The sequence below is a fragment of the Stenotrophomonas sp. Ker107b genome, assembly GCF_053847245.1.
The window spans coordinates 686873-711236 of sequence record NZ_JBSPHX010000002.1 but is presented as its reverse complement, the minus strand read 5'-3'; the positions used below and the strand labels follow the sequence as shown (position 1 = coordinate 711236).

The 24364-nt window shown below is 66.2% G+C and carries 27 protein-coding genes; 11 read left to right on the top strand and 16 right to left on the bottom strand.

Annotated features, from left to right (window positions below):
• Nucleotides 1–23: 23 nt before the first annotated feature.
• A complete protein-coding gene (gene sugE, locus ACWV8V_RS13105; protein WP_455899918.1) occupies nucleotides 24–341 on the bottom strand; it encodes a quaternary ammonium compound efflux SMR transporter SugE in 318 nt (105 codons plus the stop codon).
• Between the two features lie 171 nt (nucleotides 342–512).
• A complete protein-coding gene (gene speD / locus ACWV8V_RS13100; protein WP_019185315.1) occupies nucleotides 513–1307 on the bottom strand; it encodes an adenosylmethionine decarboxylase in 795 nt (264 codons plus the stop codon).
• 170 nt (nucleotides 1308–1477) lie between these two features.
• Here speD and crp point away from each other — a divergent pair, with 170 nt between their 5' ends.
• Together crp and ACWV8V_RS13090 are read left to right on the top strand one after the other, a co-directional pair.
• The gene (gene crp, locus ACWV8V_RS13095) at nucleotides 1478–2143 is read left to right on the top strand and encodes a cAMP-activated global transcriptional regulator CRP (RefSeq protein ID WP_123729964.1); all 666 of its coding nucleotides are present in this window, start codon (nucleotides 1478–1480) and stop codon (nucleotides 2141–2143) included.
• Nucleotides 2144–2183: 40 nt separating this feature from the next.
• Nucleotides 2184–2945, top strand: coding sequence for a sulfite exporter TauE/SafE family protein (locus ACWV8V_RS13090; RefSeq protein WP_259258840.1), 762 nt, complete (start codon nucleotides 2184–2186; stop codon nucleotides 2943–2945).
• Nucleotides 2946–2994: 49 nt separating this feature from the next.
• On the opposite strand, the gene ACWV8V_RS13085 is transcribed toward ACWV8V_RS13090, so the two are convergent.
• The 10 genes from ACWV8V_RS13085 to ACWV8V_RS13040 all read right to left on the bottom strand — a co-directional run bounded on the left by ACWV8V_RS13085 (nucleotide 2995) and on the right by ACWV8V_RS13040 (nucleotide 11377).
• The gene (locus tag ACWV8V_RS13085) at nucleotides 2995–3711 is read right to left on the bottom strand and encodes a haloacid dehalogenase-like hydrolase (RefSeq protein WP_259258839.1); all 717 of its coding nucleotides are present in this window, start codon (nucleotides 3709–3711) and stop codon (nucleotides 2995–2997) included.
• Nucleotides 3708–4502, bottom strand: a complete 795-nt coding sequence (trpC, locus tag ACWV8V_RS13080; RefSeq protein WP_455899917.1) for an indole-3-glycerol phosphate synthase TrpC — start codon at nucleotides 4500–4502, stop codon at nucleotides 3708–3710. Before trpC ends, ACWV8V_RS13085 begins: the two co-directional genes overlap by 4 nt.
• Nucleotides 4503–4565: 63 nt before the next feature.
• On the bottom strand, nucleotides 4566–5603 hold the full coding sequence (gene trpD / locus ACWV8V_RS13075) for an anthranilate phosphoribosyltransferase (protein WP_259258837.1): 1038 nt from the start codon (nucleotides 5601–5603) through the stop codon (nucleotides 4566–4568).
• Between the two features lie 32 nt (nucleotides 5604–5635).
• Nucleotides 5636–6214, bottom strand: coding sequence for an anthranilate synthase component II (locus ACWV8V_RS13070; protein WP_455899916.1), 579 nt, complete (start codon nucleotides 6212–6214; stop codon nucleotides 5636–5638).
• A gap of 2 nt (nucleotides 6215–6216) precedes the next feature.
• Nucleotides 6217–7005 (bottom strand): SIMPL domain-containing protein, encoded by a 789-nt coding sequence (locus ACWV8V_RS13065; RefSeq protein ID WP_455899915.1) that lies wholly within the window; start codon nucleotides 7003–7005, stop codon nucleotides 6217–6219.
• Nucleotides 7006–7066: 61 nt separating this feature from the next.
• Complete coding sequence (gene trpE, locus ACWV8V_RS13060) at nucleotides 7067–8542, bottom strand: anthranilate synthase component I (RefSeq protein WP_455899914.1); 1476 nt, start codon at nucleotides 8540–8542, stop codon at nucleotides 7067–7069.
• Nucleotides 8543–8709: 167 nt separating this feature from the next.
• Entirely contained in the window at nucleotides 8710–9642 is a 933-nt protein-coding gene (gene yegS, locus ACWV8V_RS13055) for a lipid kinase YegS (protein ID WP_259258834.1), read from the bottom strand.
• A gap of 190 nt (nucleotides 9643–9832) precedes the next feature.
• The gene (locus ACWV8V_RS13050; protein WP_455899913.1) at nucleotides 9833–10315 is read right to left on the bottom strand and encodes an N-acetyltransferase family protein; all 483 of its coding nucleotides are present in this window, start codon (nucleotides 10313–10315) and stop codon (nucleotides 9833–9835) included.
• Nucleotides 10316–10327: 12 nt separating this feature from the next.
• Nucleotides 10328–11005, bottom strand: coding sequence for a ribulose-phosphate 3-epimerase (gene rpe / locus ACWV8V_RS13045; protein ID WP_070426117.1), 678 nt, complete (start codon nucleotides 11003–11005; stop codon nucleotides 10328–10330).
• 42 nt (nucleotides 11006–11047) lie between these two features.
• On the bottom strand, nucleotides 11048–11377 hold the full coding sequence (locus ACWV8V_RS13040) for a J domain-containing protein (RefSeq protein WP_123730837.1): 330 nt from the start codon (nucleotides 11375–11377) through the stop codon (nucleotides 11048–11050).
• A 143-nt stretch (nucleotides 11378–11520) separates the two neighbouring features.
• Between ACWV8V_RS13040 and ACWV8V_RS13035 the strand changes: the two genes are divergently transcribed.
• The 8 genes from ACWV8V_RS13035 (at nucleotide 11521) to ACWV8V_RS13000 (ending at nucleotide 19362) form a co-directional block, all read left to right on the top strand.
• Nucleotides 11521–12447, top strand: coding sequence for a phosphoribosylaminoimidazolesuccinocarboxamide synthase (locus ACWV8V_RS13035; protein WP_455899912.1), 927 nt, complete (start codon nucleotides 11521–11523; stop codon nucleotides 12445–12447).
• Nucleotides 12448–12582: 135 nt separating this feature from the next.
• Nucleotides 12583–13065 (top strand): Mpo1 family 2-hydroxy fatty acid dioxygenase, encoded by a 483-nt coding sequence (locus ACWV8V_RS13030; protein WP_455899911.1) that lies wholly within the window; start codon nucleotides 12583–12585, stop codon nucleotides 13063–13065.
• A 359-nt stretch (nucleotides 13066–13424) separates the two neighbouring features.
• A complete protein-coding gene (locus ACWV8V_RS13025; RefSeq protein ID WP_455899910.1) occupies nucleotides 13425–16253 on the top strand; it encodes a monovalent cation/H+ antiporter subunit A in 2829 nt (942 codons plus the stop codon).
• Nucleotides 16253–16636, top strand: coding sequence for a Na+/H+ antiporter subunit C (locus ACWV8V_RS13020; RefSeq protein ID WP_019185295.1), 384 nt, complete (start codon nucleotides 16253–16255; stop codon nucleotides 16634–16636). Before ACWV8V_RS13025 ends, ACWV8V_RS13020 begins: the two co-directional genes overlap by 1 nt.
• Nucleotides 16633–18168 carry a monovalent cation/H+ antiporter subunit D gene (locus ACWV8V_RS13015; RefSeq protein WP_455899909.1) on the top strand — a complete coding sequence of 512 codons (1536 nt, stop codon included), beginning with the start codon at nucleotides 16633–16635 and terminating at the stop codon, nucleotides 18166–18168. The genes ACWV8V_RS13020 and ACWV8V_RS13015 overlap by 4 nt, the downstream gene beginning before the upstream one ends.
• On the top strand, nucleotides 18165–18671 hold the full coding sequence (locus ACWV8V_RS13010; RefSeq protein WP_123729954.1) for a Na+/H+ antiporter subunit E: 507 nt from the start codon (nucleotides 18165–18167) through the stop codon (nucleotides 18669–18671). The genes ACWV8V_RS13015 and ACWV8V_RS13010 overlap by 4 nt, the downstream gene beginning before the upstream one ends.
• Nucleotides 18668–18952, top strand: a complete 285-nt coding sequence (locus tag ACWV8V_RS13005) for a K+/H+ antiporter subunit F (RefSeq protein WP_070472350.1) — start codon at nucleotides 18668–18670, stop codon at nucleotides 18950–18952. Before ACWV8V_RS13010 ends, ACWV8V_RS13005 begins: the two co-directional genes overlap by 4 nt.
• Complete coding sequence (locus tag ACWV8V_RS13000; protein ID WP_123729953.1) at nucleotides 18949–19362, top strand: Na+/H+ antiporter subunit G; 414 nt, start codon at nucleotides 18949–18951, stop codon at nucleotides 19360–19362. The genes ACWV8V_RS13005 and ACWV8V_RS13000 overlap by 4 nt, the downstream gene beginning before the upstream one ends.
• 65 nt (nucleotides 19363–19427) lie before the next feature.
• Here ACWV8V_RS13000 and ACWV8V_RS12995 read toward each other — a convergent pair whose 3' ends face one another.
• Together ACWV8V_RS12995 and ACWV8V_RS12990 are read right to left on the bottom strand one after the other, a co-directional pair.
• Nucleotides 19428–20384 (bottom strand): sodium:calcium antiporter, encoded by a 957-nt coding sequence (locus ACWV8V_RS12995; RefSeq protein ID WP_259258828.1) that lies wholly within the window; start codon nucleotides 20382–20384, stop codon nucleotides 19428–19430.
• A 100-nt stretch (nucleotides 20385–20484) separates the two neighbouring features.
• Nucleotides 20485–21093 (bottom strand): hypothetical protein, encoded by a 609-nt coding sequence (locus ACWV8V_RS12990; protein ID WP_455899908.1) that lies wholly within the window; start codon nucleotides 21091–21093, stop codon nucleotides 20485–20487.
• Nucleotides 21094–21223: 130 nt separating this feature from the next.
• Here ACWV8V_RS12990 and ACWV8V_RS12985 point away from each other — a divergent pair, with 130 nt between their 5' ends.
• Nucleotides 21224–21709: a hypothetical protein gene (locus ACWV8V_RS12985; protein ID WP_455899907.1), complete on the top strand. Its 486-nt coding sequence runs from the start codon at nucleotides 21224–21226 to the stop codon at nucleotides 21707–21709.
• Between the two features lie 7 nt (nucleotides 21710–21716).
• Here ACWV8V_RS12985 and hmgA read toward each other — a convergent pair whose 3' ends face one another.
• Both hmgA and hppD read right to left on the bottom strand, forming a co-directional pair.
• Complete coding sequence (hmgA, locus tag ACWV8V_RS12980) at nucleotides 21717–23018, bottom strand: homogentisate 1,2-dioxygenase (RefSeq protein WP_455899906.1); 1302 nt, start codon at nucleotides 23016–23018, stop codon at nucleotides 21717–21719.
• A gap of 120 nt (nucleotides 23019–23138) precedes the next feature.
• Entirely contained in the window at nucleotides 23139–24209 is a 1071-nt protein-coding gene (gene hppD, locus ACWV8V_RS12975; RefSeq protein ID WP_429000505.1) for a 4-hydroxyphenylpyruvate dioxygenase, read from the bottom strand.
• Between the last annotated feature and the right edge of the window lie 155 nt (nucleotides 24210–24364).

Sequence of the window (24364 nt, the reverse complement as noted above, 5' to 3'; positions counted from 1 at the left end):
GCGCCAGCGCGAATGCGAGGGCGTTACCCCGAGACCAGCTTCAGCCCGATCACACCGGCCACGATCAACGCAATGCACGCCAGCCGCGACGGCGAGGCACTGTCGCCGAACAGGAAGATGCCCAGCATCGCCACGCCCAGCGCGCCGATACCGGTCCAGATCGCATACGCCGTGCCGACCGGAATGGATTTCATCGCCTGGCTCATCAGGTACAGGCTGACCAGGGCGGCGCCAACGGTGGCCAGGGTGGGAAGCGGCTTGCTGAAGCCGTCGGAGTACTTCATTCCGATGGCGAAGCCGATCTCGAACAGACCGGCAACGAGAAGATAGATCCAGGGCATGGGGGGAATTCCTAGGGTTAACAAAAGCAAAACGGCCCGGTGTTTTCACACCGGACCGTCGTCGGTAGCTGCCGTGGAACCGGGTTTTGCGCAAACGCCGGTTCCACAGGGCGGGCCGTCCCGCCTGAACGAGGCCGCCCGGGCCAGGCCCGGACGACATCGCGACGTGCCTTACTCGGCCAGATTGCGCCCATGGAACAGCTCTTCGATCTCGCGACGCAGCAGCGCCTCGATCTTCATGCGTTCCTTGAACGACAGGTTCTTGGCCTTCTCTTCGAACAGGTACTGGTCCAGATCGAAGTCCTTCAGGTGCATCTTCGTGTGGAAGATGTTTTCCTGATAGACATTGACGTCGAACATCTCGTAACGCGACTTGATGTTCTTGGCCAGGAAGTTCTGGATCGAGTTGATCTTGTGATCGATGTAGTGCTTCTTGCCCTTCACGTCACGGGTGAAGCCACGCACGCGGTAATCCATGATCACGATGTCCGATTCCAGACTCTCGATCAGGTAGTTCAGCGCCTTCAGCGGGGAAATCACACCACAGGTAGCCACATCGATGTCCGCGCGGAACGTGGCGATGCCCTCCTGCGGATGGGTTTCCGGGTACGTATGGACGGTGATGTGGCTCTTGTCCATGTGCGCGACCACGGCGTCGGAGATCAGCTCCTTGCCGGCCTGCTTCTTGTCGATCACCGGCTCTTCCGAGATCAGGATCGTCACCGAGGCACCCTGGGGGTCGTAGTCCTGGCGGGCCACGTTCAGGATGTTCGCGCCGATGATCTCGGCAACGTCGGTCAGGATCTGAGTCAGCCTATCGGCGTTGTACTCTTCATCAATATATTCGATGTAACGCTGACGCTCCTCTTCGGTGCGGGCGTAACAGACGTCATAGATGTTGAAGCTCAGCGCCTTGGTGAGGTTGTTGAAACCCTGCAACCTCAGGCGAGGCAACGGCTTGACCACGGCGGTCGATCCTGTGTGTGGTGGGAAAGAAGTAAGTATGGGGCAAAGTGATCGGACGCGAAACTTGCATTGAAACGAGCAGGTGTGTTCGGTTTGCCCTTCACAATTGGGATCGTTAAGCTCGCGGCACATAGCCGTGAATTCTTCATGAGCAATCGGAGCGCCTCAACGTGTCAACTGTGCGCCTTGCCGCAAGTCCATTAGCCCTGGATATCGCAACAATCGATCGCTTCCTGGCCCACAGCCACCGCCGACGCTACCCCGCCCGTACTGATGTTTTCCGCCCGGGCGATCCGGCCGGCACCCTGTACTACGTGATCAGTGGCTCAGTCTCAATAATGGCTGAGGAAGATGACGATCGTGAGCTGGTACTGGGCTACTTCGGCTCCGGTGAGTTCGTGGGTGAGATGGGCCTGTTCGTTGAATCGGACCGCCGCGAGGTGATCCTGCGCACCCGCACCCCGTGCGAACTGGCCGAGATCAGCTACGAGCGCCTGCATCAGCTGTTCCTGGGGCCGCTCTCGGCCGATGCGCCGCGCCTGCTCTACTCGATCGGCCAGCAGCTCTCCAAGCGCCTGCTCGATACCAGCAGGAAAGCCAGCCGCCTGGCCTTCCTGGACGTGACCGACCGCATCGTACGGACCCTGCACGACCTCTCCCGTGAGCCGGAGGCGATGAGCCACCCGCAGGGCACCCAGCTGCGCGTCTCGCGCCAGGAACTGGCCCGGCTGGTCGGCTGCTCGCGTGAAATGGCCGGCCGCGTGCTCAAGAAACTGCAGACCGATGGGCTGCTGCATGCCCGCGGCAAGACCGTTGTCCTGTACGGCACCCGCTGATCGGTCGCGGGTCGTGCCCATTTGCCGCTAGGCTGTTGGCATGGAGCTTGGCAGCGAATTCTATTGGTTCATCCTGATCGGCCTTGGCGCGCAGCTGGTCGACGGCGCGCTGGGCATGGCGTTCGGGTTGGTGTCCTCCTCGGTCCTGCTCAGCATGGGCCTGCCGCCGGCGGCGGTCAGCGCCAGCATCCACACCGCCGAAGTCTTTACTACCGGGGCCTCCGGGGTCTCGCACCTGGTCGCGGGCAATGTGGACCGGCGGCTGTTCCTGCGCCTGGCCCTGCCCGGTGCGGTCGGCGGCGTGGTCGGCGCGTACGTGCTGACCCAGCTACCCGGTGACGTGATCCGCCCGCTTATCTATATGTATCTGCTGGTGCTGGCGATTTTCATCCTGCTGCGCGCGGCCGGACGGCTGTTGCCAGCCCAGGAAGTGAAGCGGGTGCCCCTGCTGGGATTCGTGGCCGGCCTGCTGGATGCCAGCGGTGGCGGCGGCTGGGGACCGGTAGCAACATCCACCCTGCTCGCTCGCGGCGGCCAGGCCCGCACCACCATCGGCACGGTCAACGCCGCCGAGTTCGTGGTGACCCTCGCCGTGTCGATCACCTTCCTGCTGACCATGGGCCTGCAGTACCTCAACATCGTGGCCGGCCTGCTGATCGGCGGGATGATGGCCGCACCGGTGGCCGCGATCCTGGTCAAAAAGGTCAAGGAACGCTGGGTGCTGGTGGCCGTCGGCGTGCTGGTGCTGGGCATCAGCCTGTTCCAGATCGGTCACGCCATCGTGCAGTGGCGCGCAGGCTGAGCCGGACGCGACACTATTTCACGCAGTTTCCGGCTATTTCAGCGCGGCCTCAGACCGGATCGCCGGCGCGATCCACGCAGCCCCAGTTGAGCACGGGGGTGCCCGGCGGCAGCACCTGGCGGAAATAGTCCACCCGTGACGCCTTCGGGTTGACCACCACCGGCGCCGCCGCGGCCAGCAGCAGCGGCAGGTCGGCGCTGCTGTCGGAGTAGGCGACGTCGATCTCGCCGTAGCCGCGCTCGCGCAGCATCCGCATCTTTTCTTCGTTGTGGCAGTGGCGGGTGGCGATGACCGCACCCAGGAACGGGCCGACCTCACTGCCGATCACCGGCACGCCCTGATGCGCCACGAAGGCCAGGATCGCGCGGGCCAGCTCCGGCGGTGCGCCGGTCGCGACCACCACGCGGTCGCCGGCGGCGCGGTGACGCGCGAACACCTCCAGCGCCACGGGCAGCAGGCGGCGGCGGATATCGGCCTCGTGCTTGAGGACGTAGCGGTCGATCACCTTGTTGAACTCGCGCGCCCGATGCAGGCCAAACGTGGCGATCCAGACATAGCCGGAGATGCCGCGGCGGCGGGTGGGCAGGAAGGCCACCAGCGGGCCGAGCAGCGGCGTAGCAATCAGGGCGGCGAGCAGCCGCAGCGGGTTGCGCTTGATCAGCCAGGCGAACAGATGGCTGCCGGAATCGCCGTCATACAGGGTGTGATCGAAATCGAAGACCACCAGCGGGGCGTCGTCGCGCGGCGTTGGGTAGATCGCTGTCATGCGCTGAAGAATAGCTGACGCAGGCCCTCGCCGGGCTCTTCCACGCGCATGAAGGCCTCACCGACCAGGAACGCGTTGACCCCCGCCCCGCGCATCACGGTGACATCGGCCGGGCCGAGGATGCCGCTTTCGGTGACCAGCAGGCGGTCACGCGGCACGGCCTGGCGCATGTCCAGCGTGGTCTGCAGCGACACCTCGAAGGTGCGCAGGTTGCGGTTGTTGATGCCGATCAGCGGCACTGGCACCTGGATGGCGCGCTCGAGCTCGTCGATGTCGTGCACTTCCACCAGCACGTCCATGCCCAGCTGCATGGCCAGGTCGGACAACTCGGCCAGCTGGCGGTCGTCGAGGGCGGCCACGATCAGCAGGATGCAGTCCGCGCCGAGCACGCGCGCTTCATACACCTGATAGGCATCGATCACGAAGTCCTTGCGCAGCACTGGCAGCGTGCACGCTTCACGCGCCTGCTGCAGGTAGGCGTCACTGCCCTGGAAGAAATCCACGTCGGTCAGCACCGACAGGCAGCTGGCCCCACCGAATTCGTAGCTCACCGCGATGTCGGCCGGATGGAAGTCCGGGCGGATCACGCCCTTGGACGGGCTGGCCTTCTTGATTTCGGCGATCACGGCGGGGTTGCCGGCGGTGATCGAGGCGCGCAGCGCATCAGCGAAGCCGCGCACCGACGGAGCCTGCTCCACGCGCGCGATCAGTGCTTCAAGCGGCACCTGGGCCCTGCGTGCGGCGACTTCGTCGGCCTTGCGGGCCAGGATGGTATCGAGGATGTCGCTCATGTCATTGGGGTCCTGGAGGCCGGCCATTATCGACCAGCCCCGCTGAATTCGGAAAACGCGGGCTCAGACGGCCCCGCGGATGCGGCGGGTGGCGGCGACGTACTGCTCCATCCGCGAGCGCGCACTGCCATCGGCCAGCACCGCACGGGCACGGGCCAGACCGTCGGCGATGCTGTCGGCGACACCGGCCACGTACAGCGCGGCGCCGGCATTGAGCGCCACGATATCCAGCGCGGGGCCGGGCTGGTTGTCGAGCACACCCCGCAGCATCGCGATGGATTCCTCCGGGCCGTCCACCTTGAGGTTGCGGCTGGCCGACATCGCGATGCCGAAATCTTCCGGATGGATCTCGTACTCGCGCACCTTGCCGTCGCGCAGCTCGCCGACCAGCGTACCGGCGCCGAGCGAGATCTCGTCCATGTTGTCGCGGCCCCACACCACCAGCGCGCGCTCGGCGCCGAGTTCGCGCAGCACGCGCGCCTGGATGCCAACCAGATCCGAATGGAACACCCCCATCAACACGTTGGTCGCGCCCACCGGATTGGTCAGCGGGCCGAGGATGTTGAAGATCGTGCGCACACCCATCTCGCGGCGTACCGGCGCGACGACCTTCATCGCCGGGTGGTGCATCGGCGCGAACATGAAACCGATGCCGGTTTCGGTGATGGCACGCGCGACCTCGTCCGGCTGCAGATCGATGATCGCGCCCAGCGCCTCGACGGCATCGGCACTGCCGGACTTGGAGGAGACACTGCGGTTGCCGTGCTTGGCCACCTTGGCCCCGGCCGCGGACACCACGAACATCGCGCAGGTGGAGATGTTGAAGGTATGCGAGCCATCGCCACCGGTGCCGACGATATCCACCAGATGCGTCTTGTCCTCCACCGGCACCGCCAGCGCGAGCTCGCGCATCACGGTGGCGGCACCGGCGATTTCGCCGATGGTTTCCTTCTTGACCCGCAGGCCGGTCAGGATCGCGGCGGTCATCACCGGCGACACTTCACCGCGCATGATCTGCCGCATCAGGTCGACCATTTCGTCGAAGAAGATTTCGCGGTGTTCGATGGTGCGCTGCAGGGCTTCCTGGGGGGAGAAGGTCATGCGGGGTCCTTTGTGATGCAGGTGCAGCGCGCTCAGCGCTGCAGGAAATTCTTCAGCAGGGCGTGGCCATGCTCGGTGAGGATCGACTCGGGATGGAACTGCACACCCTCGACCGGATACTCGCGATGGCGCAGGCCCATGATCTCTTCGATCGAGCCGTCCGCGTTCTCGGTCCAGGCGGTCATTTCCAGGCACGCCGGCAGCGTGGTCTTGTCGACCACCAGCGAGTGGTAGCGCGTGGCCTGGTAGCGGTCCGGCAGGCCGGCGAACACGCCCTTGCCCTCATGCCGGATCGGCGAGGTCTTGCCGTGCATGATGTTCCCTGCGCGGATCACATCGCCGCCGTACACCTGGCCGATGCTCTGGTGGCCCAGGCACACGCCCAGGATCGGCGTGGTCGGGCCGAGCCGGCGGATCAGCTCCAGCGACACGCCCGCTTCGTTGGGCGTGCACGGGCCGGGCGAGATCACGATGCGCTCGGGGGCGAGCGCGGCGATCTCATCGACGCTCAACGCGTCGTTGCGCACCACCTTGACCTCAGCGCCCAGCGTCTGCAGGTACTGCACGAGGTTGTAGGTGAAGCTGTCGTAGTTGTCGAGCATCAACAACATGGTCAGGGTCCGTCTTGAATGAGGAAAATGGCGTACACGTTTTCGGTGTACGTGATGGGCGCGGCGGTGAGCAGTTCGCCGCCCGACGACGCGCGATAGCGCGATCCGGTCACAGCCACCTTGTCCAGCGTTGCGCTTTCTCCGCCGTAGCCGAAGTCATCCCGGCCGGGCGTGCCCCAGGTGCCGGCCTGCACGCCATAAGCGAAGTTCGGCGCGACGTCGGAAATGCTGTACAGACCGGTGACCTTCGTGCCGTAGGCGCCAGCCAGGCCCTTGGCCGATTCGCGCGTCTGCGCGGCGGCCTCGGCCTTCAGTTCGCCACGCAGGCGCCTTTCACCCGAATACGTGGGTTCAGCAGTACTGACCTGGACCTCGCGGCTGGCCTTCAGTTCGCCCAGGAGGGCTTTCAGCGACTGCGCGTCCGGGAACTCGGCCTTCAGGTCGCGCCGTGCGGCGGTGCCGTTGAACACCTCCTCATCGTTGCGATAGCGCGTAGAGGGCGCGATGCTCAGGTTGGCGGCGCGCACGCTGCCGTCGATGGCGCCATGCTGGGCAAACAGCTGCAGCACCCGCTGGGCGTTGGCCTGTACGCGGGCGCGGGCGGTGTCGGTCTGCATGTCGATCGATTCCAGCGCCACCTTCACCGTGAAGCGGTCCGGCATCACCGTACGGGTGGCACTGCCCTTGACCAGCAGATGGGGCTGCGAGGGAATGGTGTTGGCCTGCGCCCATGCGGGCCCGGCCACCACGGCCAACGTCGACGACAACAGCAATGCGCTCAGCAGCTTCATGCGGTATTCCTTGTCAGAAGGGTGCAAAGGGAGCCGCGGCCAGGGCCACGGCACGGGAAACTCACAGGCCCTTGGCAGCCTGCGCGACCGCACGGAACAGCGCGCGGCCCTTGTTCATCGTCTCGTCCCATTCCTTGCCCGGGTCCGAGTCGTAGACGATGCCGGCGCCGGCCTGCACGTGCAGGCGGCCGTCCTTGATCACCGCGGTGCGGATCGCGATGGCGGTATCGGCATCGCCGTGCCAGCCGATGTAGCCGATGCTGCCGGCGTAGACGTTGCGCTTGATCGGTTCCAGCTCGCGGATCACTTCCAGCGCGCGGATCTTCGGCGCGCCACTGACGGTGCCGGCCGGGAACGTCGCGCGCAGCACGTCGGCATAGCTCAGGCCCGGCTGCAGTTGTCCGGTGACTTCGCTGACGATGTGCATGACGTGGCTGTAGCGTTCGATCACGAACTGCTCGCCCACTTCCACGGTGCCGGCCTTGGACACGCGGCCTGCATCGTTGCGGCCGAGATCGATCAGCATCAGATGCTCGGCACGTTCCTTGGGATCGGCCAGCAGTTCGACTTCCAGTGCGTTGTCTTCTTCCACCGTCGCGCCACGCGGGCGGGTGCCGGCGATCGGGCGCACGGTGACTTCCCCGTCCTGCAGACGCACCAGGATTTCCGGCGAGGAGCCGACCACCTGCACGTCGCCGGTGTCGAGGAAATACATGTACGGCGAGGGATTGAGCGCACGCAGCGCGCGGTACACATCCACCGGGCGCGCCTTGAACGGCACGCTCAGGCGCTGGCTCAGCACCACCTGGAAGATGTCGCCGGCGCGGATGTATTCCTTGGATTTGTCGACCGCGGCGATGAAGCCCTCGCGGGTGAAGCCGGAGACGAAATCGTTCTCGTCCAGCACATCGCGGGTGATCGGCGCGGGGTAGCCGGCACCGGGCGCGCGCAGCTTGGTAACCAGCGCATCCAGCTTGGCCTGGGCATCCTCCCAGGCACCGGGCTGACCCGGGTCGGCATGCACGATCAGGTACAGGCGGCCCTTGAGGTTGTCGAACACCGCCAGCTCTTCGGAGTGCAGCAGCAGGATGTCCGGCGTGCCCAGCTCATCGCGGCCACGCGGCGGGGCCAGGCGCGGTTCGATATAACCGATGCACTCAAAGCCGAACCAGCCGACCAGGCCACCGGTGAAGCCGGGCAGACCCGCCAGCTTGGGCACCGAGTGGGCGCTGCGCAGCGCCTCGACCTCGGTGAACGGGTCGGCGACCTCGCGGGTTTCCACCACGGTGCCGGACTCGCTGATGGTCAGGGTATGGCCGTGGAAGGCATACACCCGGCGCGCCGGCAGGCCGATGATGGAATAGCGCCCGAAGCGTTCGCCGCCTTCGACCGATTCAAACAGATAGGTATGCGGGCCGTCGGCGAGCTTCAGATAGACCGACAGCGGCGTGTCCAGGTCGGACAGCACTTCACGGACGACGGGGATGCGGGTGTGGCCTTCAGCGGCCTGCTGCTGGAACTGCTCGAGCGTAATCAAGACGACTTTCCTTCCGGGAAACGGCGGTGGCGGGACGGACGACGGCAACAGGCCACCATCGCCACCAACGGCGAGCGGAAGAAAGGGTATGCGGGGTCGTCAGAATGGACACCCGGCGACTGTACCGCATTGACGGCACCGGATGGAACCCGGCGCCGCGCGTGGCATCAGCCCCGCGACAGCAGCGGGCTGTCCAGCGCCACATGCAGGTTGACCCGCCCCGGCACGCAGTCGATGCGGAAGTGCCGGGCCTGGACCGGTTCGCCATCCAGATTGAGCGTCAGCGGCGCCTCGGCGTCGATCTCCACCCACGGCGCCTGCACACGTTCGGCCACCTGCTCCAGCGCGCCACGCTTGCCGCCCTTGACCAGTGCGGCAAAGGTGGAGGCGACCTCCCCGCTCAGCTCAGGGATCACCGTGATATCCAGCACACCATCATCAATCAACGCTTCCGGGCACAGCACCTGCCCACCGCCGGCCTGGCGGCCGTTGCCCACGCCGAGTGCGATGAAACCACCGGCCCATTCGAACCCCGGCGCGCGGACCCGTGCCTGGATCGGATCGATCCGCCCCAGCCGCGATATCCCGGTGACCAGATAGGCCAATCCGCCGAGCACCTTCTTCAGGCCCTCATCGGTCTCCACCGTGACCTCGGTGCCGAAGCCGCCACTGGCCACGTTGGCGCACCACCACACCTTGCCATCGGCATCGATGCGGAGCAGATCGACCGGGCGCGCTGGCGCCTGGGCGATCAGCTCCAGCGCCGCCAGCGGCTCATCGGGAATCTCCGCTGCGGTGGCGAAATCATTGGCGGTGCCCAATGGCAACAATCCCAGCGACGGCAGCGCGTCGGCCGACTCCTCGCGATGCGCCAGCGTCTCGGCCACCTCACTGAGCGTGCCATCCCCGCCGGCCGCGATGATCGTATCGACCCCGTGCGCGATCGCCTCGGCTACATAGCGCTCGGCATCGCCCGATTCCCAGGTCACCCGCACCTCCAGCTGCACCCCGCGCTCACGCAGCGCGGCCACCGCCTCGCGCACATCCTCGTTGCCGGTGGCCTTGCCGTTGAGGATCAAACGCCAATGGGGACGGCTCATGCGGTACTTCCAGGGAGTGGGGAAGCGAAGGCTAGCAGCGGACGGCGTGGCCGCCGGTGAACGTCATCAAAGCGTCACCGATGGCCCGGAGAATGAAAGGCCATAGCAAGGAAGATGGATGGAGGCAGGATCAGCCTCCCGCTATTCCCAGGGCCGCATCAGCAATGGTGCGGTTTTTTTTGAAGACAGCTCAGCCTGCGGCAAACACCCGCAACGCCTCGCCTTCCATCCGGTACACCGTCCACTCGCTCTGCGGCTTCGCACCTGCGGCCGCGTAGAACTGTATCGCCGGTGCATTCCAGTCCAGCACCGACCACTCGAACCGCCCGCAGCCTTTGGCCACCGCGATCCGTGCGATGTGCTGCAGCAGCGCCTTGCCGGCACCGCTGCCGCGGCGCTCCGGGCTGACGTACAGATCCTCCAGATAGATCCCGTTTCGGCCCAGCCACGTCGAATAGTTATAGAAGTACACGGCATACCCGATGGCCACGCCGTCGGCTTCGCAGATCAGTGCATGCGCCTTGGCATCGGGGCCGAACAGACTCGCCCGGATGCCCGCTTCATCGGTCTGCACCGACGACTCGGCCTTTTCGTAGATCGCCAACTCGCGGATGAAGCGCAGGATCAGCCCCGCATCCTCGGCGGTGGCCACGCGGATGGTCACGGCAGCCACCGGTCCCATGGCTCAGCCCCGCGCCGCGGCGACGTTGCCGCGCATCTGCGCGATGATGTCCTGGTAGCTGGTCTTCGCGTTGAAGATCGCCGAGCCGGCCACGAACGCATCCGCCCCCGCCGCCGCGATGGCGCCGATGTTGTCGGCCTTCACGCCACCGTCGATCTCCAGGCGGATGTCCTTGCCGCTGGCATCGATCTTCTTGCGGATCGCGCGCACCTTGTCCAGCGCCGAGGGAATGAACGCCTGGCCGCCGAAACCCGGATTGACCGACATCACCAGCACCAGATCGAGGTCATCGAGCACCCAGTCCAGGATGTCCACCGGCGTGGCCGGATTGAGCACCACGCCCGGCTTGCAGCCCAGCGAACGGATCAGCTGGATCGTGCGGTGCACGTGGCGGCTCGCCTCCGGATGGAAGCTGATGTACGTCGCGCCGGCCTCGGCGAAATCCGGAATGATCCGGTCCACCGGCTCCACCATCAGATGCACGTCAATCGGTGCGGTTACGCCGTGCTTGCGAAGGGCCTGGCAGACCAGCGGGCCGATGGTCAGATTCGGCACGTAATGGTTGTCCATCACATCGAAATGCACCCAGTCGGCGCCGGCCGCGAGCACGTTGTCCACTTCCTCGCCCAGACGGGCGAAATCGGCGGACAGAATGGAGGGAGCAATGATGCAGTTGGACATGGCCGGGGCCTTCAGGAGGTTGAAAGGGGGCGCCGCGCGGAATCAGCGCTTGCGCAGGGTCTTGATGCGGTCGTAGGCGGCATTGAGCTGGCGCGACTTGCGCTCGGCCTGCTGGCGCAGCTCCGGCGCCGCGCCGACCACCTTGTCCGGGTGGTACTGGGACATCAGGCGGCGGTAGGCCAGGTCGATCTCGGCATCGGTCGCCTCGGAGGTCAGCCCCAGTTCGCGATAGGGGTTTTCCCTGTTCAGCCGGAACCAGTCGGCATCGAAGGCATGCCCCAGCAACAGCCCGACCACGGCCCCGAACAGCGGATTGGGCCTGAACAACAGGGCGCCAGCGATGAATCCGAGCAGTTTTCCGTACCAGCGCATGGTGGTCTGGGCAGCCAAGGCGACAAAGGATCCTCATTTTACGTCACAGCGGGCCCAACCCGCTTTACACTAGGCCGCCCGCTGTCTGTGCGGGCCCTCCGGGTCCCCTGGACAGCTGTCATGACGAAGCCTCAGGAGTGCCCGTGCCGACCACGTTGTTGCAATCCGATCTCCCCGGCCTGCCCTTGCGCCATCGCGGCAAGGTGCGTGATGTTTTCGACATTCCGCGCGACCGGCTCCCCGCCGGCACTCCGCCGGGGGACTACCTGCTGATGGTCGCAACCGACCGTCTGTCAGCCTTCGACGTGGTGCTGCCCGATCCGATCCCCGGCAAGGGCGAGATGCTCTGCCAGGTCTCGAACTTCTGGTTCGCCAAGACGGCGCACCTGATGCCCAACCACTTGACCGGCATCGATGTCGCCAGCGTGCTGCCCGAAGGTGTCGATCCGGCTCTGTACGCCAAGCGCGCCGTGGTCACCCGCAAGCTCAAGCCGGTTCCGGTCGAGGCGATCGCCCGTGGCTACCTGATCGGCAGCGGCTGGAAGGACTACCAGCGCACCGGCAAGATCAGCGGCATCGAGCTGCCCGACGGCCTGCAACAGGCCGAACAGCTGCCCGAACCGATCTTCACCCCCTCGACCAAGGCCGCCGTCGGCGACCATGACGAGAACATCGATTTCGATGCGATGGTGAAGGCGGTCGGCGCGGACCTGGCCGAGCGCGTGCGCGATGCCACCCTGCGCATCTATGCCTTCGCTGCCGAGTACGCCCGCGAGCGCGGCATCATTCTGGCCGACACCAAGTTCGAGTTCGGTACCGATGCCGATGGCCGTCTGTACATCATGGACGAGATGCTGACCCCGGATTCCTCGCGCTACTGGCCGGCCGACGAGTACGAGGTGGGCACCAGCCCGCCGAGCTACGACAAGCAGTTCGTGCGCGATTACCTGGAGACGCTGGACTGGGGCAAGACCGCCCCGGGCCCGAGCATCCCGGCCGAGATCATCGAGCGCACCCGCGCCAAGTACGCCGAGGCGCTGCAGCGTCTGGCCGGCATTTCGGTCGACTGACCGGCACGGCGTTCCCCGGCCCTGCGCCGGGGAGCGCGGTTTCCGATGCCGGGGCCATGTCGGGCAGCCGATGGAAAGCAACCGACCAACGGTCGGCTCTACCGGCGGTATGCTCTGCAGATCCTGGGAGGGAACATGGCCACCACCACCGTCGCACGCCCGATCGACCGCTATTTCGCCAGTTATTCCGACGACCACCGCAATGCGCTGAACCAGCGCATCCACGTCGTGGCCGTCCCGGCGATCGCATGGTCGGTGATTGCCCTGCTGTGGTGCCTGCCGCCGCTGATCACCTGGTTCCAGAACGGGATCTGGGCCGGCCTGGCGATGTTCGCCGCCTGGTGCTTCTACAATCGCCTCTCGCGCACGCTCGGCTACGGCATGCTGGCGTTCTTCTTCGTCAGCGGCTGCGTCTGCCGGCTGCTGGAAGCCGAGATCGGCCTGGTGAACCTGTTCTGGCTGGCCCTGGGCGTCTTCGCCGTGGCCTGGGTCGCGCAGTTCATCGGCCACAAGCATGAAGGCCGCAAGCCCAGCTTCCTGACCGATCTGGTCTACCTGCTGATCGGCCCGCTGTGGGTGCTGGCCAAGCTCTACCGCCGGATGGGTTGGCGCTGCTGACCGGTTTTTCCTGAACGAGCGAGGACGCTCACCAGCAGTCCACGCCACACCGTCCAGCATCGTCCGCAGTGGCCTTTCGAGCGACGGTCACCGTTCATCTTCGTGCACACCGCTACGCCCCCGTAGCCCCTGCGACGACTGGTTCCGGACCCGTTTCGACCGGTGCCGGGAGGCCACAGTCGGCAAAGTCGTTGGCCGGTCTCCATACGGCCGTCGACGGACCCGAATGGGGCCATGCGCTGCCCGGAAAAAATGAATCAGTGCACGTTACATGCAATTGAGGGCGTATTCGGGTGTATCGGCAGCAATTGCCTGCCTGTTAGACTGAACGACCTGCTCGTGAATCCCGCATTCCCTGCATGAATCCTAGTCTGCTCCTGCTGCTCGCCCTGCCCTTCCTGATGGCAGTGGCCGTCGCTTCATTCCGCCGCACCTCCCGCTCCACGGCCGCCTGGGTAGCCGCGGCCGCTCCGCTGGGAGGACTGGCGCTGTTGGCGACGATGACTCCGGCCATCATCGACGGCGGGATCGTCCGCAGTTACGGGGAGTGGATACCGCAGATCGGCCTGGCCTTCTCGCTGCGCCTGGATGGCCTGGCCTGGATGTTCGCCGGGATGGTGCTGGCGATCGGCGCACTGGTGGTGATGTACGCCCACTACTACCTCAGTGCCCGCGACAGCGCCCACCGCTTCTACTGCTACCTGCTGCTGTTCATGGGCGCCATGCTGGGCATGGTGCTCTCGGGCAACCTGTTGCTGTTGATGGTGTTCTGGGAAATGACCAGCATCAGCTCGTTCCTGCTGATCGGCTTCTGGTCGCACCGCCAGGATGCCCGCGAGGGCGCCCGGATGGCCCTGGTGGTCACCGGCGGCGGCGGGCTGGCGCTGCTCGGCGGCGTGCTGCTGATCGGCCGCATCGTGGGCAGCTTCGAACTGGATGCCGTGCTCGCCGCCGGCGATCTGATCCGCGCCAGTTCGCTGTACCCGTATGCCCTGTTCCTGGTCCTGGCCGGCATCTTCACCAAGAGCGCCCAGTTCCCGTTCCACTTCTGGCTGCCGCACGCGATGGCCGCGCCGACGCCCGTCTCGGCCTACCTGCATTCGGCGACGATGGTCAAAGCCGGCGTGTTCCTGCTGGCGCGGTTGCACCCGGCGCTGGCCGGCACCGATCTGTTCTTCTATACGGTCAGCGGCATCGGGGCGATCACCCTGCTGATCGGCGCCTGGAACGCGATCTTCCAGCATGACCTCAAAGGCCTGCTGGCCTATTCGACGATCTCCCATCTGGGCCTGATCACCATGCTGTTCGGCCTGTCCACGCCGATGGCGGTGGTGGCCGGCGTGTTCCACATCCTCAACCACGCCACCTTCAAGGCCTCGCTGTTCATGGCCGCCGGCATCATCGACCATGAGACCGGCACCCGTGACATGCGCAAGCTGGGCGGCCTGCGCCGGTTGATGCCGATCACCAGCGCGCTGGCGATCATCGCCTCGCTGGCGATGGCCGGCATTCCGCTGCTCAACGGCTTCCTGTCCAAGGAAATGCTGTTCGCCGAAGCGCTGACCGCCGGTGGCCCGGAAACCATGCGCGTGGTGATGTCGATCGCCGCGCTGCTGGCCGGCGTGTTCGGCGTGGCCTACAGCCTGCGCTTCGTGCACGACACCTTCTTCGGCAAAGGCCCACACGATCTGGACCGCGTCCCGCATGAGCCGCCGCGCTTCATGAAGGTGCCCGTCGAGATCCTGGTCGTGGTCTGCGTGGCCGTCGGCGTCGCCCCGGCGATCACCATCGCGCCGGTGCTGCATGCGGCCGCCTCCTCGATCCTGGGCGCGGCGATGCCGGCCTACAGCCTCTCGGTCTGGCACGGCTTCAACACCCCGTTGATGATGAGCATCGCCGGCGTGATCGGCGGTATCGCGCTGTACTTCGGCCTGCGTCGCCTGATCAACCTGCATGCGGTGGTCAGTCGCAGCATCGGCCGCAATATTTTCCACAAGCAGCTGGACCTGGTGTTCGGCTTCGCCCACCGCCTCACCCAGGGCCTGGCCAACGGCAGTCTGCAGCGCATGCTGATGGCGCTGGTGCTGGTGGCGATCATCGTCGCCGCCGCGCCGTTCGTGGCCAACCCGGCCTCGCCCAACTGGCCCTCGCCGCAACCGATCCCGCTGCTGGGCTGGGCGCTGTGGCTGGTGATGATGGCCTGCGCGCTGGGCGCGCTGTTTGTCTACCGGCAGCGCCTGCTGGCGGTGCTGGTGGTCGGCGGCGTCGGCCTGATGGTCTCGCTGACCTTCGTGTTCCTGTCCGCGCCCGATCTGGCGCTGACCCAGCTGCTGGTGGAGATGGTCACCCTGGTGCTGATGCTGCTGGGCATGAACTACCTGCCGATCCAGTCGCCACCGGAGAAGTCGGTCTGGCGCAAGCGGCGCGATGCGGTGATCGCGATCGTCGCCGGTGGCGGGCTGGCCGCGATGGCCTACACCGCCATGACGTTGCCGCCCAACACCATGGCCGGCGAACTGCTGGCGCGTGCGCTGCCGGAAGCCTATGGGCAGAACGTGGTCAACGTGATCCTGGTCGACTTCCGTGGCTTCGATACCTTCGGTGAGATCACCGTGTTCGGCATCGCCGCGCTGGTGGTGCACGCCATGCTGCGCCGCTCGCGGATGGCGCCGGAACAGATCATGCCCGGCCCGCCGATCAAGCTGCCGGTGCCGGCCGATCTGGCCCAGATCATGTTCCCGCTCACCCTGACCGTCTCGATCTTCCTGTTCCTGCGCGGCCACAACGCGCCCGGCGGCGGCTTCATCGCCGGCCTGGTGCTGGCCGTGCCGCTGCTGATCCAGTACGTCATCCAGGGCACCACCTCGGTGGAATCGCGCTTCGGCTTCGATTACATCCGCTGCATCGGTGCCGGTCTGCTGATCGCCATCCTCAGTGGCTGCGCGTCGATGCTGTTCGGCGTGCCGTTCCTGACCAGCGGCCATCTGGACCTGCACATTCCGCTGATCGGCGAGGTGCCGCTGGCCAGTGCGATCGGCTTCGATACCGGTGTGTACCTGGTGGTGTTCGGCGGTGTGATGCTGATGCTCTCGATGATGGGCACGATCAAGCCCTCGCGCACCCGCAATGCCCGCAAAGGCGAGATCGATCCCACCCGCCGTTCGGCAAAAACCGGGGAGATGCACTGATGGAACTGGCCCTGGCAAGCGCCATCGGCGTACTGAGCGCGATCGGCATCTACCTGCTGCTGCGCGCCCGCAGCTTCGATGTGATCCTCGGCATGACCTTCCTGTCGTATGCGACCAACCTGCTGATCTTTGCCGGCGGCCGGCTGGTGCAGGGCAAGGCGCCGGTGCTGCGTGAGGGCATCGACAGCGACCTGGGCAACTACACCGATCCGCTGCCGCAGGCGCTGGTGTTGACCGCCATCGTGATCGCGTTCGCGATGACCGCCGTCAGCATCGTGCTGGCGATGCGCAGCCGCAGCGACAACCACAGCGACCACGTGGATGCGCACGAAGAAGAAGAGCTTCCTGCCGATACCGCGCCGGGCCGGGAGGGCGGCGCATGAACCATGCGGTGATCCTGCCCATCCTGATTCCGCTGTTCGGCGCGGCCTGCTCGCTGTTCGTCGAGCATCGCCGCTACGGGCCGAAGGTGCAGCGCACGGTGGCGTGGACCACGCTGACCGCGCTCGCCGCGGCCGTCGCCCTGCTGTTCGCGCAGACCGCTGACGGCAGCATCGCGGTGTACCTGCTGGGTGACTGGCCCTCGCGCCTGGGCATCGCGCTGGTGGCCGACCGCCTCTCGGCATGGATGCTGGTGACCACACTGCTGCTGGCCATCCCCTGCCTGCTGCACGCCTGTTCGGGCTGGGACCGCCGCGCGCCGCACTTCCATGCGTTGTTCCAGTTCCAGCTGGTCGGCCTCAACGGCGCGTTCCTGACCGGCGATATCTTCAATCTGTTCGTGTTCTTCGAGGTGATGCTGATCGCCTCCTACGGCCTGCTGCTCAGCGGCGGGCGCGGCCTGCGCATGCGCATCGGCCTGCACTACGTGGTATTCAACGTCACCGCCTCGACCCTGTTCCTGATCGCACTCGGCCTGCTGTACGCCTCGCTGGGCTCGCTCAACATGGCCGAACTGTCGCAGCGCATCGCTGAAGTGCCGGCCTCGCACCTGACCCTGGTCAAGGCGACGATGGGGCTGTTGCTGCTGGTGTTCTGCAGCAAGGCTGCGCTGATGCCGCTGTATCTGTGGTTGCCCGAAGCGTATGCGCGTGCGCCGGCCGCGGTGGCCGCGCTGTTCGCGATCATGACCAAGGTCGGCCTGTACGCGGTGCTGCGGGTCAGCACCCTGTGGTTCGGCGAGGGTGCCGGCCCGATGGCCGGCTACGGCAGCGAATGGCTGCTCTGGGCCGGTGTGGCCACCCTCGTGCTGGGCGGTCTGGGCGTGCTCGCTGCGGCGCGCCTGCGCGTGCTGATCTCCTACCTGGTGGTGGTCTCGGCGGCGACGCTGTTCATGGCCTTCTCGGTGCGCACACCCGAAGTCCTCTCGGCCGGCCTGTACTACTTGCCGCACAGTACCTTCGTGGCCGCCGCGCTGTTCCTCATTGCCGATCTGATCCGCCGCCGTCGCGGCGGTGCCAGCGATCGCAAGGAAGTCATCGCGCCGATGCCGGGCAAGGAGACACCTGCGGTGCTGTTCCTGATCGGTGCGGTCTCGGTCGCGGGCCTGCCGCCGCTGTCCGGCTTCCTGGCCAAGGCCGCGCTGCTGGCCGGCATGCCGGCGCAGTACACCTGGGCGGTGTGGGCCGCGGTGCTGGGCAGCAGCCTGATGGTGATCGTCGGCCTGACCCGTGGCGGCATCCGCCTGTTCTGGCGCGTGCCGGTGGTCGAAGAAGGCGCACCGAAGCCGCGCAAGGCGCCGACCCGCACCGTGGAATTGTTCGCCGCCGCGCTGCTGCTCAGCTATGGCATCGCGATGAGCGTGTTCGCCGGCCCGCTGATGCAGCACACCGATGCCATGGCCACCCAGCTGCTGCAGCCCCAGGACTATGTGGGTGAACTGCGCGCCACCACGCCGGAGATCCGCCAGCCATGACGCGCAAGCCTTCCCTGTACAAGCGCATCCTGCCCTCGCCCTCGCTGAGCGTCATGGTGGTGGCGTTCTGGCTGTTGATGTCCGACAGCTTCACCCTGGGCCAGTTCGTGCTCGGCATGATCCTGGGCGTGGTGGTGCCGTTGTTCGCCGCCCGGCTGGACCGCGAGTTCGCGCGGATCGGCTCGCTCAAGCCCCTCCCCAAACTGCTGTTCGTGACCCTGTGGGACATCCTGATCTCCAACATCCGGGTGGCGATCCAGGTGCTGGGGCCGGAGCGCCGCATCCACCCCGGCTTCATCTGGCTGCCGCTGGATATCGCCAACATCCACGGCATCGCCGCGCTGACCAGCATGATCACGTTGACCCCGGGCACGGTCTCGGCCGCGTTGTCCGATGACCGCAGGTATCTGCTGGTGCACGTGCTGCATCTGGATGATCCGGATGAACTGATCCGGCAGATCAAATCCCGCTACGAAGCCCCGCTGATGGAGATTTTCCCATGACCGGATACATGTTCATCCAGACCACGATGGTGGTGTGCATGCACGTGGTCGGCCTGGCCATGCTGCTGGCCACCTGGCGCCTGCTGCGCGGCCCCACCGTGCCCGATCGCATCCTTGCGCTGGACACCTTGTCGGTGACGGCCATCGCTGAACTCATGTTGTTCGGCATGTACCTCAACTCGGCGGTGTACTTCGAAGCGGCGCTGATCATCGCCATGCTCGGCTTCGGCAGCACGGTGGTGCTGAGCAAGTTCGTGCTGCGCCGGGACATCGTCGAATGATCACCTTCATCCAGATCGTGCTGTCGATCCTGCTGCTGTTCGGCTGCTTCTTCATCCTGGTCGGCGCGCTCGGCCTGGTGAAGCTCTCCACCTTCTTCAAGCGCCTGCACGCACCGACCAAGGCCAGCACGCTGGGCGTGGGCTGCGTGCTGGTCGGCTCGGTCTGTTATCACATCTTCCTCGGCGAAGACCCGCAGCCGCGCGAGCTGCTGATCACCGTGTTCCTGTTCATCACCGCGCCGATCAGCGCGCACATGATGGCCAAGGCGGCGCTGTCGCTGCTGATGGAAACCCGACCGGACCTGCCGGGCCACAAGACCGCCAAGGAAGAGCAGCTGCCACCGCCGGAACCGCGTCATCCGGGCGACACCGAGGGTGCCGAGGCACCGGTTTCCCGCGACAGCCAGTAGCGCCCGCCGCTGGTCGGCTGCATGCATCGTGACGGAGGGCAGCCGATCAGCGGTCGGCTCGACGTTCAGCCGCCCCGTATCAACACCAGCTCCAGCGCGATCCAGCCGAGGAAGGCCACCACCAGCACCGCGCCTTCGCGCCGGCTGATCGTCAGATCGCCGCGCAGCATCGGGTAGAGCACCAGCACGAAGGCGATCGCCGCCGGCAGCTCCAGTTTCACGAACGATCCGGGCAGCGCCAGCGGCCGCAGTGCGGCCATGCCACCGACCACCACCAGCAGGTTGAACAGGCTCGAGCCGATCACGTGGCCGAGCACCATGTCGCCCTGACCACGCCGGGCGGCGGCAATGGCGGCCGCCACTTCAGGCAATGCGGTGCCGATCGCCACCGGCAGCAAGCCGACCAGCAGCGGCGACCAGCCCAGCCCGGCGCCGAACACCGGTGCGGCCTGCACGATCCAGCGCGCGCCGAAGTAGAGGCACACACCCGCGAACAGCAGCCGCAGGATGTTGAGGAACAGCCCGGTGCGGGTCATCGCATAGCCGGCGATGGCCTCGCGCACCGGCTCGGATTCCAGCTTCGCCCGGCGCAGCAGGACCACCAGCAGGGCGACGAAGGCGAGCAGCAGCACGGCCCCTTCCCAGCGTGCGATCACGCCATCCAGGCCGAACAGGATCAGCAGCGCACTGGCGGCGGCAAGACACACCAGCAAGGGCGAGAGCAGCCGCGCACGGACCAGCAGCGGCGCAGCCAGCGCCGCCAGGCCCAGGGTCAGGCCGACGTTGACGATATTGCTGCCCACCGCATTGCCCAGCGCGAGTTCTTCCGCGCCGACCACGAAGGCACGGGCGTTGACCACCAGCTCCGGCAGCGAGGTGCCGAAGGCCACCAGCAGCAACCCGGCCACGAACGGCGACGCGCCGAAGCGCTGGGCCAGACCCGAGGCGGCCCGGACGATGGAGTCACCGCCCAGTGCCAACAGCACCAGGCCCAGCACGAACCAAACAGTGGCAGCGATCATCTGGTGCTCCGCGGTGACAGATGTGAGCCGATTCTAGGGCCAGCCCACGCCAAACAGTGAAGGCCCGCCCCGGCAGTGCGGCCGGCGCGGTGCCGGTGGCTCAGGAACAGCCTTCCACGTAATCCACCTGCGGGGTCTTGCCGACCCGCCAGGCGGTGACGTTGCCATCGCCGTTGATCTCGAAGTTGACCAGCGCACCGCCCTCGGTGGCCGGGCGCACACGCAGGTTGTGGCCCTGCTCGTCGTACTTGTGCGGGGTCAGGTCGCCGCGATCCGGGTACAGCGTCTGCAGCTGGCCGAGCGACATGCCGACCTTGCCGCCCCCCGGTGCGACGATGCGGTCGTTGCGCACGTCATAGCGCACCAGTCGCTTGCCTTCGATCATGAAGATCACGTCCTCAGCCTGCGCGCCTTCCGGCCGCAGGGCATGGCAGTAATCGTCAGCGACGTCGCCCTGCAGGGGTGCCTTCCAGGCTGCCCGGACCTCGTCCAAGGTGCTGCCCAGCGCCACCGGGCCGTAGCCATCCAGCCGCGCCGGGCCGTGCGTCGCCGTGCCCGGGGCCGCCGTGGCGGGCGCTGCCGGCGCGGTGTCCGCCGCCGGTGTTGGCACGGCCGCCTCGGCATCAGCCGACGGCGTCTCCGGCGAGCGCTCGCACGCGGCCAAGGCCAGCACCATCCCCAGTGCCATCACGCTTCCCAGCTGTTTCATGCCTGCATCCTCCCGTTGAATGGGCGCAGCCTAGCGCGAGCGCTGTGTGGGCGACATGCACAGTGTCGCTGTCATCCGCGTTTCACCTGCCGCGCTCAGGCTCGGCCTGCACCGCATCGACCCCGCCCCCATGCAACCGCAGAAGACCGACCTCGCCCGCACCGCCCTGCAGGCCCACCGCGCGCCCTTGGACATGCGCCAGCGCCGGCTGTTGATCCTGTGCGACGGCCAGCGTGACCTGGTCCAACTGGGCCAGCTGGTGGGCCCGGAAACCCCGGCGATGGTGATCCAGCTGATCCAGAGCGGGTATCTGGTGTTGAGTGCGGTGACACCGACCGCGGAGCCGGCGCCGCTGACCGAACGCCGCCGATCGCTGGTGGCCGCCCGCATCTATCTGCTGGACATCCTGGAACTGCAGCGTCATCCGCAGGCGGCGGCGCTGTTCCACACCCTGCAGCAGTCGCGCAGCGACGAGACGGTCATGGGCGGGCTGCAGGCCGCATTGGACGCGCTGCCCGGCCTGACCTCCACCGGGTATGCCGAGCGGGTGCGGCAGCGGTTGCTGGAGGTACTGCCGAAGGAACATGCCGAGCGGTTCCAGATCGCGGTGGTTTGAGCCCGCGTCAGCCCGAGAAATTCGCCTTCAACCCCTGCCAGCACTGCTGGTACCCGCGCTGGCGATGCGCCGCGTCCATCGCCTGTGCGGTGGGACGGATCACGCCGCGGGTTTCGAACATGAAGGCCATGGTGTCCTTGATCACGTCCGGCCTGCTCAGATCGGCCGCGGAGGCCTTCTCGAAGGTCGCCGCATCCGGGCCGTGGCCGCTCATGCAGTTGTGCAGCGAGGCACCGCCGGGTACGAAACCTTCGGCCTTCGCATCGTAGGCGCCATGGATCAGCCCCATGAACTCGCTGGCGATGTTGCGGTGGAACCACGGCGGGCGGAACGTGTTCTGCGCGACCAGCCAGCGCGGCGGGAAGATCGCGAAATCCATGTTGCTGGTCCCCGGGGTGTCGCTGGGCGAATGCAGCACGAGGAAGATGGAGGGATCGGGATGATCGTGGCTGATCGAACCGATCGTGTTGAAGCGGCGCACATCGTAGCGGTACGGCGCGTAGTTGCCGTGCCAGGCGACCACGTCCAGCGGCGAATGATCGATATCCGCACGCCACAGCTGGCCCTCGAATTTGGCGATCAGTTCAAACGCGCCGTCGATGTTCTCGAACGCCGCATGCGGGGTTTCGAAGTCGCGCGGATTGGCCAGGCCGTTGGACCCGATCGGGCCCAGGTCGGGCAGCTTCAGCAGCGCCCCGAAGTTCTCGCAGACGTAGCCACGGGCATCGCCATCGGGCAGCTCGACACGGAAGCGCACGCCGCGCGGGATCACCGCGATCTGCTGCGGCTCGATCTCGATCACGCCCATTTCGGTGAGCAGGCGCAGGCGGCCCAGCTGCGGGACGATCAGCAGCTCGCCATCGGCGTTGTAGAAGTACCGGCCGTGCATGTCGCGGTTGGCGGCATACAGGTGGATGCCCACGCCACCGTGGGTATCGGGCGAACCGTTACCGCCCATGGTGTACAGCCCCTCGATGAAATCGGTGGGCGTGCTGGGCAGCGGCAACGGATCCCAGCGCAGCTGGTTGGGCGACACCGCGCCGTGCGCGAAATCGCCGTGCAGATGCGGCTGGGTAAAGGGGGTGAACTCACCGTGGGTCACCGCGGGGCGGATGCGGTACACCCAGCTGCGGCGGTTGCTGCCGCGTGGCGCGGTGAACGCGGTGCCGGACAGCTGTTCGGCGTACAGGCCATGGGCGACACGCTGCGGGGAGTTCTGCCCCACCGGCAGCGCACCGGGCACCGCCTCGGTGGCGAACTCGTTGCCGAAACCGGTCTGATAGCCGCGCGATGACATCGGGTTGTTCATGGTCCTGCTCCGCCGGAGGCGTGGATGGCAAGGGAGTACTGCCAGTGGCACCCACGCGAACGCGGATGCCACCGTTGAAGCGTAACGCCGACGGATGCCGGACGCTTTACCGCAGGCGTCTTACAGCACGCCGCGCTTGATCTGATCGCGCTCGATGCTTTCGAACAGCGCGGTGAAGTTGCCTTCGCCGAAGCCTTCATTGCCCTTGCGCTGGATGATCTCGAAGAAGATCGGGCCGATGCAGTTGGTGGTGAAGATCTGCAGCAGCTTGCGCTGGTGCGTCTCCGGGTCGGCATCGATCAGGATCTTGTTCTTGGCCAGGCGCGCGACGTCTTCACCGTGGTTGGGTACGCGCATGTCGATCACATCGAAGTACGTGTCCGGTGTATCCAGGAACTCCACGCCCTGGGCGCGCATCGCTTCCACGGTGTCGTAGATGTTCTCGGTGAAGCAGGCGATGTGCTGGATGCCCTCGCCCTTGTAGGCATCGAGGTATTCGTTGATCTGGCTCTTCGGATCGGAGGATTCGTTGAGCGGGATGCGCACGATGCCGTCCGGGGCGGTCATCGCCTTGGACACCAGGCCGGTCTTGAGGCCCTTGATGTCGAAGTAGCGGATCTCGCGGAAGTTGAACAGGCGCTCGTAGTAATCCGACCACTGCTGCATGTTGCCGAAGTACAGGTTGTGGGTCAGGTGATCGATGAAGGTCAGCCCGAAGCCCTTCGGGCGCGGGTCCACCCCTTCGATCGGCGCGTAGTCGGTATCGAACATGCTGCCGCTGGCGCCGTAACGGTCGACCAGGTACAGCATGCAGTCGCCGATGCCCTTGATGATCGGGGCGGCGACGGCGCGGGTGTCGGGCTTGAAGTCGATCGCTTCGGCACCGTTGCCCAGCGCCATCTGGTAGACCTCATCGCCCGGCTTCTTGAAGCGGATGGCGAAGCCGCAGGCGCACGGACCGTGCTTCTCGGCGAAGTCCGAGGCGAACGAATCCGGCTCCTCATTGACCAGGAAGTTCACGTCGCCCTGGCGATAGACCGTGATCGCACGCTGCTTGTGGCGCAGCACCGCGGTGAAGCCCATCTTGCGGAAATAGTCGTGCAGTTCCGCGCCACGGCCGGCCGGGGCGGCGAACTCGACGAACTCGAAACCATCGATGCCCATCGGGTTTTCGAAGGTGGTGACCTGCATGCCCGGATCGGGTGCGAAGGACGCGGTGCTCGTTTGGCTGGTCATGCTGTGGCTCCAAAGCAGTCCGCATCGGAAAAAACCAGGTGCGGTAGGAAGACAGACCCGCGAGAATGCGGAGTCCGGAACGTAGGTTATAGTTTCACATGAAACCACCA

Coding starts and splice junctions, on each gene's coding strand:
- sugE (WP_455899918.1), bottom strand. CDS start 341: ATGCCCTGGATCTATCTTCTCGTTGCCGGTCTGTTCGAGATCGGCTTC.
- ACWV8V_RS13090 (WP_259258840.1), top strand. CDS start 2,184: ATGGAGCTTGGCAGCGAATTCTATTGGTTCATCCTGATCGGCCTTGGC.
- ACWV8V_RS13085 (WP_259258839.1), bottom strand. CDS start 3,711: ATGACAGCGATCTACCCAACGCCGCGCGACGACGCCCCGCTGGTGGTC.
- trpC (WP_455899917.1), bottom strand. CDS start 4,502: ATGAGCGACATCCTCGATACCATCCTGGCCCGCAAGGCCGACGAAGTC.
- trpD (WP_259258837.1), bottom strand. CDS start 5,603: ATGACCTTCTCCCCCCAGGAAGCCCTGCAGCGCACCATCGAACACCGC.
- ACWV8V_RS13070 (WP_455899916.1), bottom strand. CDS start 6,214: ATGTTGTTGATGCTCGACAACTACGACAGCTTCACCTACAACCTCGTG.
- ACWV8V_RS13065 (WP_455899915.1), bottom strand. CDS start 7,005: ATGAAGCTGCTGAGCGCATTGCTGTTGTCGTCGACGTTGGCCGTGGTG.
- yegS (WP_259258834.1), bottom strand. CDS start 9,642: ATGAGCCGTCCCCATTGGCGTTTGATCCTCAACGGCAAGGCCACCGGC.
- rpe (WP_070426117.1), bottom strand. CDS start 11,005: ATGTCCAACTGCATCATTGCTCCCTCCATTCTGTCCGCCGATTTCGCC.
- ACWV8V_RS13040 (WP_123730837.1), bottom strand. CDS start 11,377: ATGCGCTGGTACGGAAAACTGCTCGGATTCATCGCTGGCGCCCTGTTG.
- ACWV8V_RS13030 (WP_455899911.1), top strand. CDS start 12,583: ATGGCCACCACCACCGTCGCACGCCCGATCGACCGCTATTTCGCCAGT.
- ACWV8V_RS13025 (WP_455899910.1), top strand. CDS start 13,425: ATGAATCCTAGTCTGCTCCTGCTGCTCGCCCTGCCCTTCCTGATGGCA.
- ACWV8V_RS13020 (WP_019185295.1), top strand. CDS start 16,253: ATGGAACTGGCCCTGGCAAGCGCCATCGGCGTACTGAGCGCGATCGGC.
- ACWV8V_RS13015 (WP_455899909.1), top strand. CDS start 16,633: ATGAACCATGCGGTGATCCTGCCCATCCTGATTCCGCTGTTCGGCGCG.
- ACWV8V_RS13010 (WP_123729954.1), top strand. CDS start 18,165: ATGACGCGCAAGCCTTCCCTGTACAAGCGCATCCTGCCCTCGCCCTCG.
- ACWV8V_RS13005 (WP_070472350.1), top strand. CDS start 18,668: ATGACCGGATACATGTTCATCCAGACCACGATGGTGGTGTGCATGCAC.
- ACWV8V_RS13000 (WP_123729953.1), top strand. CDS start 18,949: ATGATCACCTTCATCCAGATCGTGCTGTCGATCCTGCTGCTGTTCGGC.
- ACWV8V_RS12995 (WP_259258828.1), bottom strand. CDS start 20,384: ATGATCGCTGCCACTGTTTGGTTCGTGCTGGGCCTGGTGCTGTTGGCA.
- ACWV8V_RS12990 (WP_455899908.1), bottom strand. CDS start 21,093: ATGAAACAGCTGGGAAGCGTGATGGCACTGGGGATGGTGCTGGCCTTG.
- ACWV8V_RS12985 (WP_455899907.1), top strand. CDS start 21,224: ATGCAACCGCAGAAGACCGACCTCGCCCGCACCGCCCTGCAGGCCCAC.
- hmgA (WP_455899906.1), bottom strand. CDS start 23,018: ATGAACAACCCGATGTCATCGCGCGGCTATCAGACCGGTTTCGGCAAC.
- hppD (WP_429000505.1), bottom strand. CDS start 24,209: ATGCAGGTCACCACCTTCGAAAACCCGATGGGCATCGATGGTTTCGAG.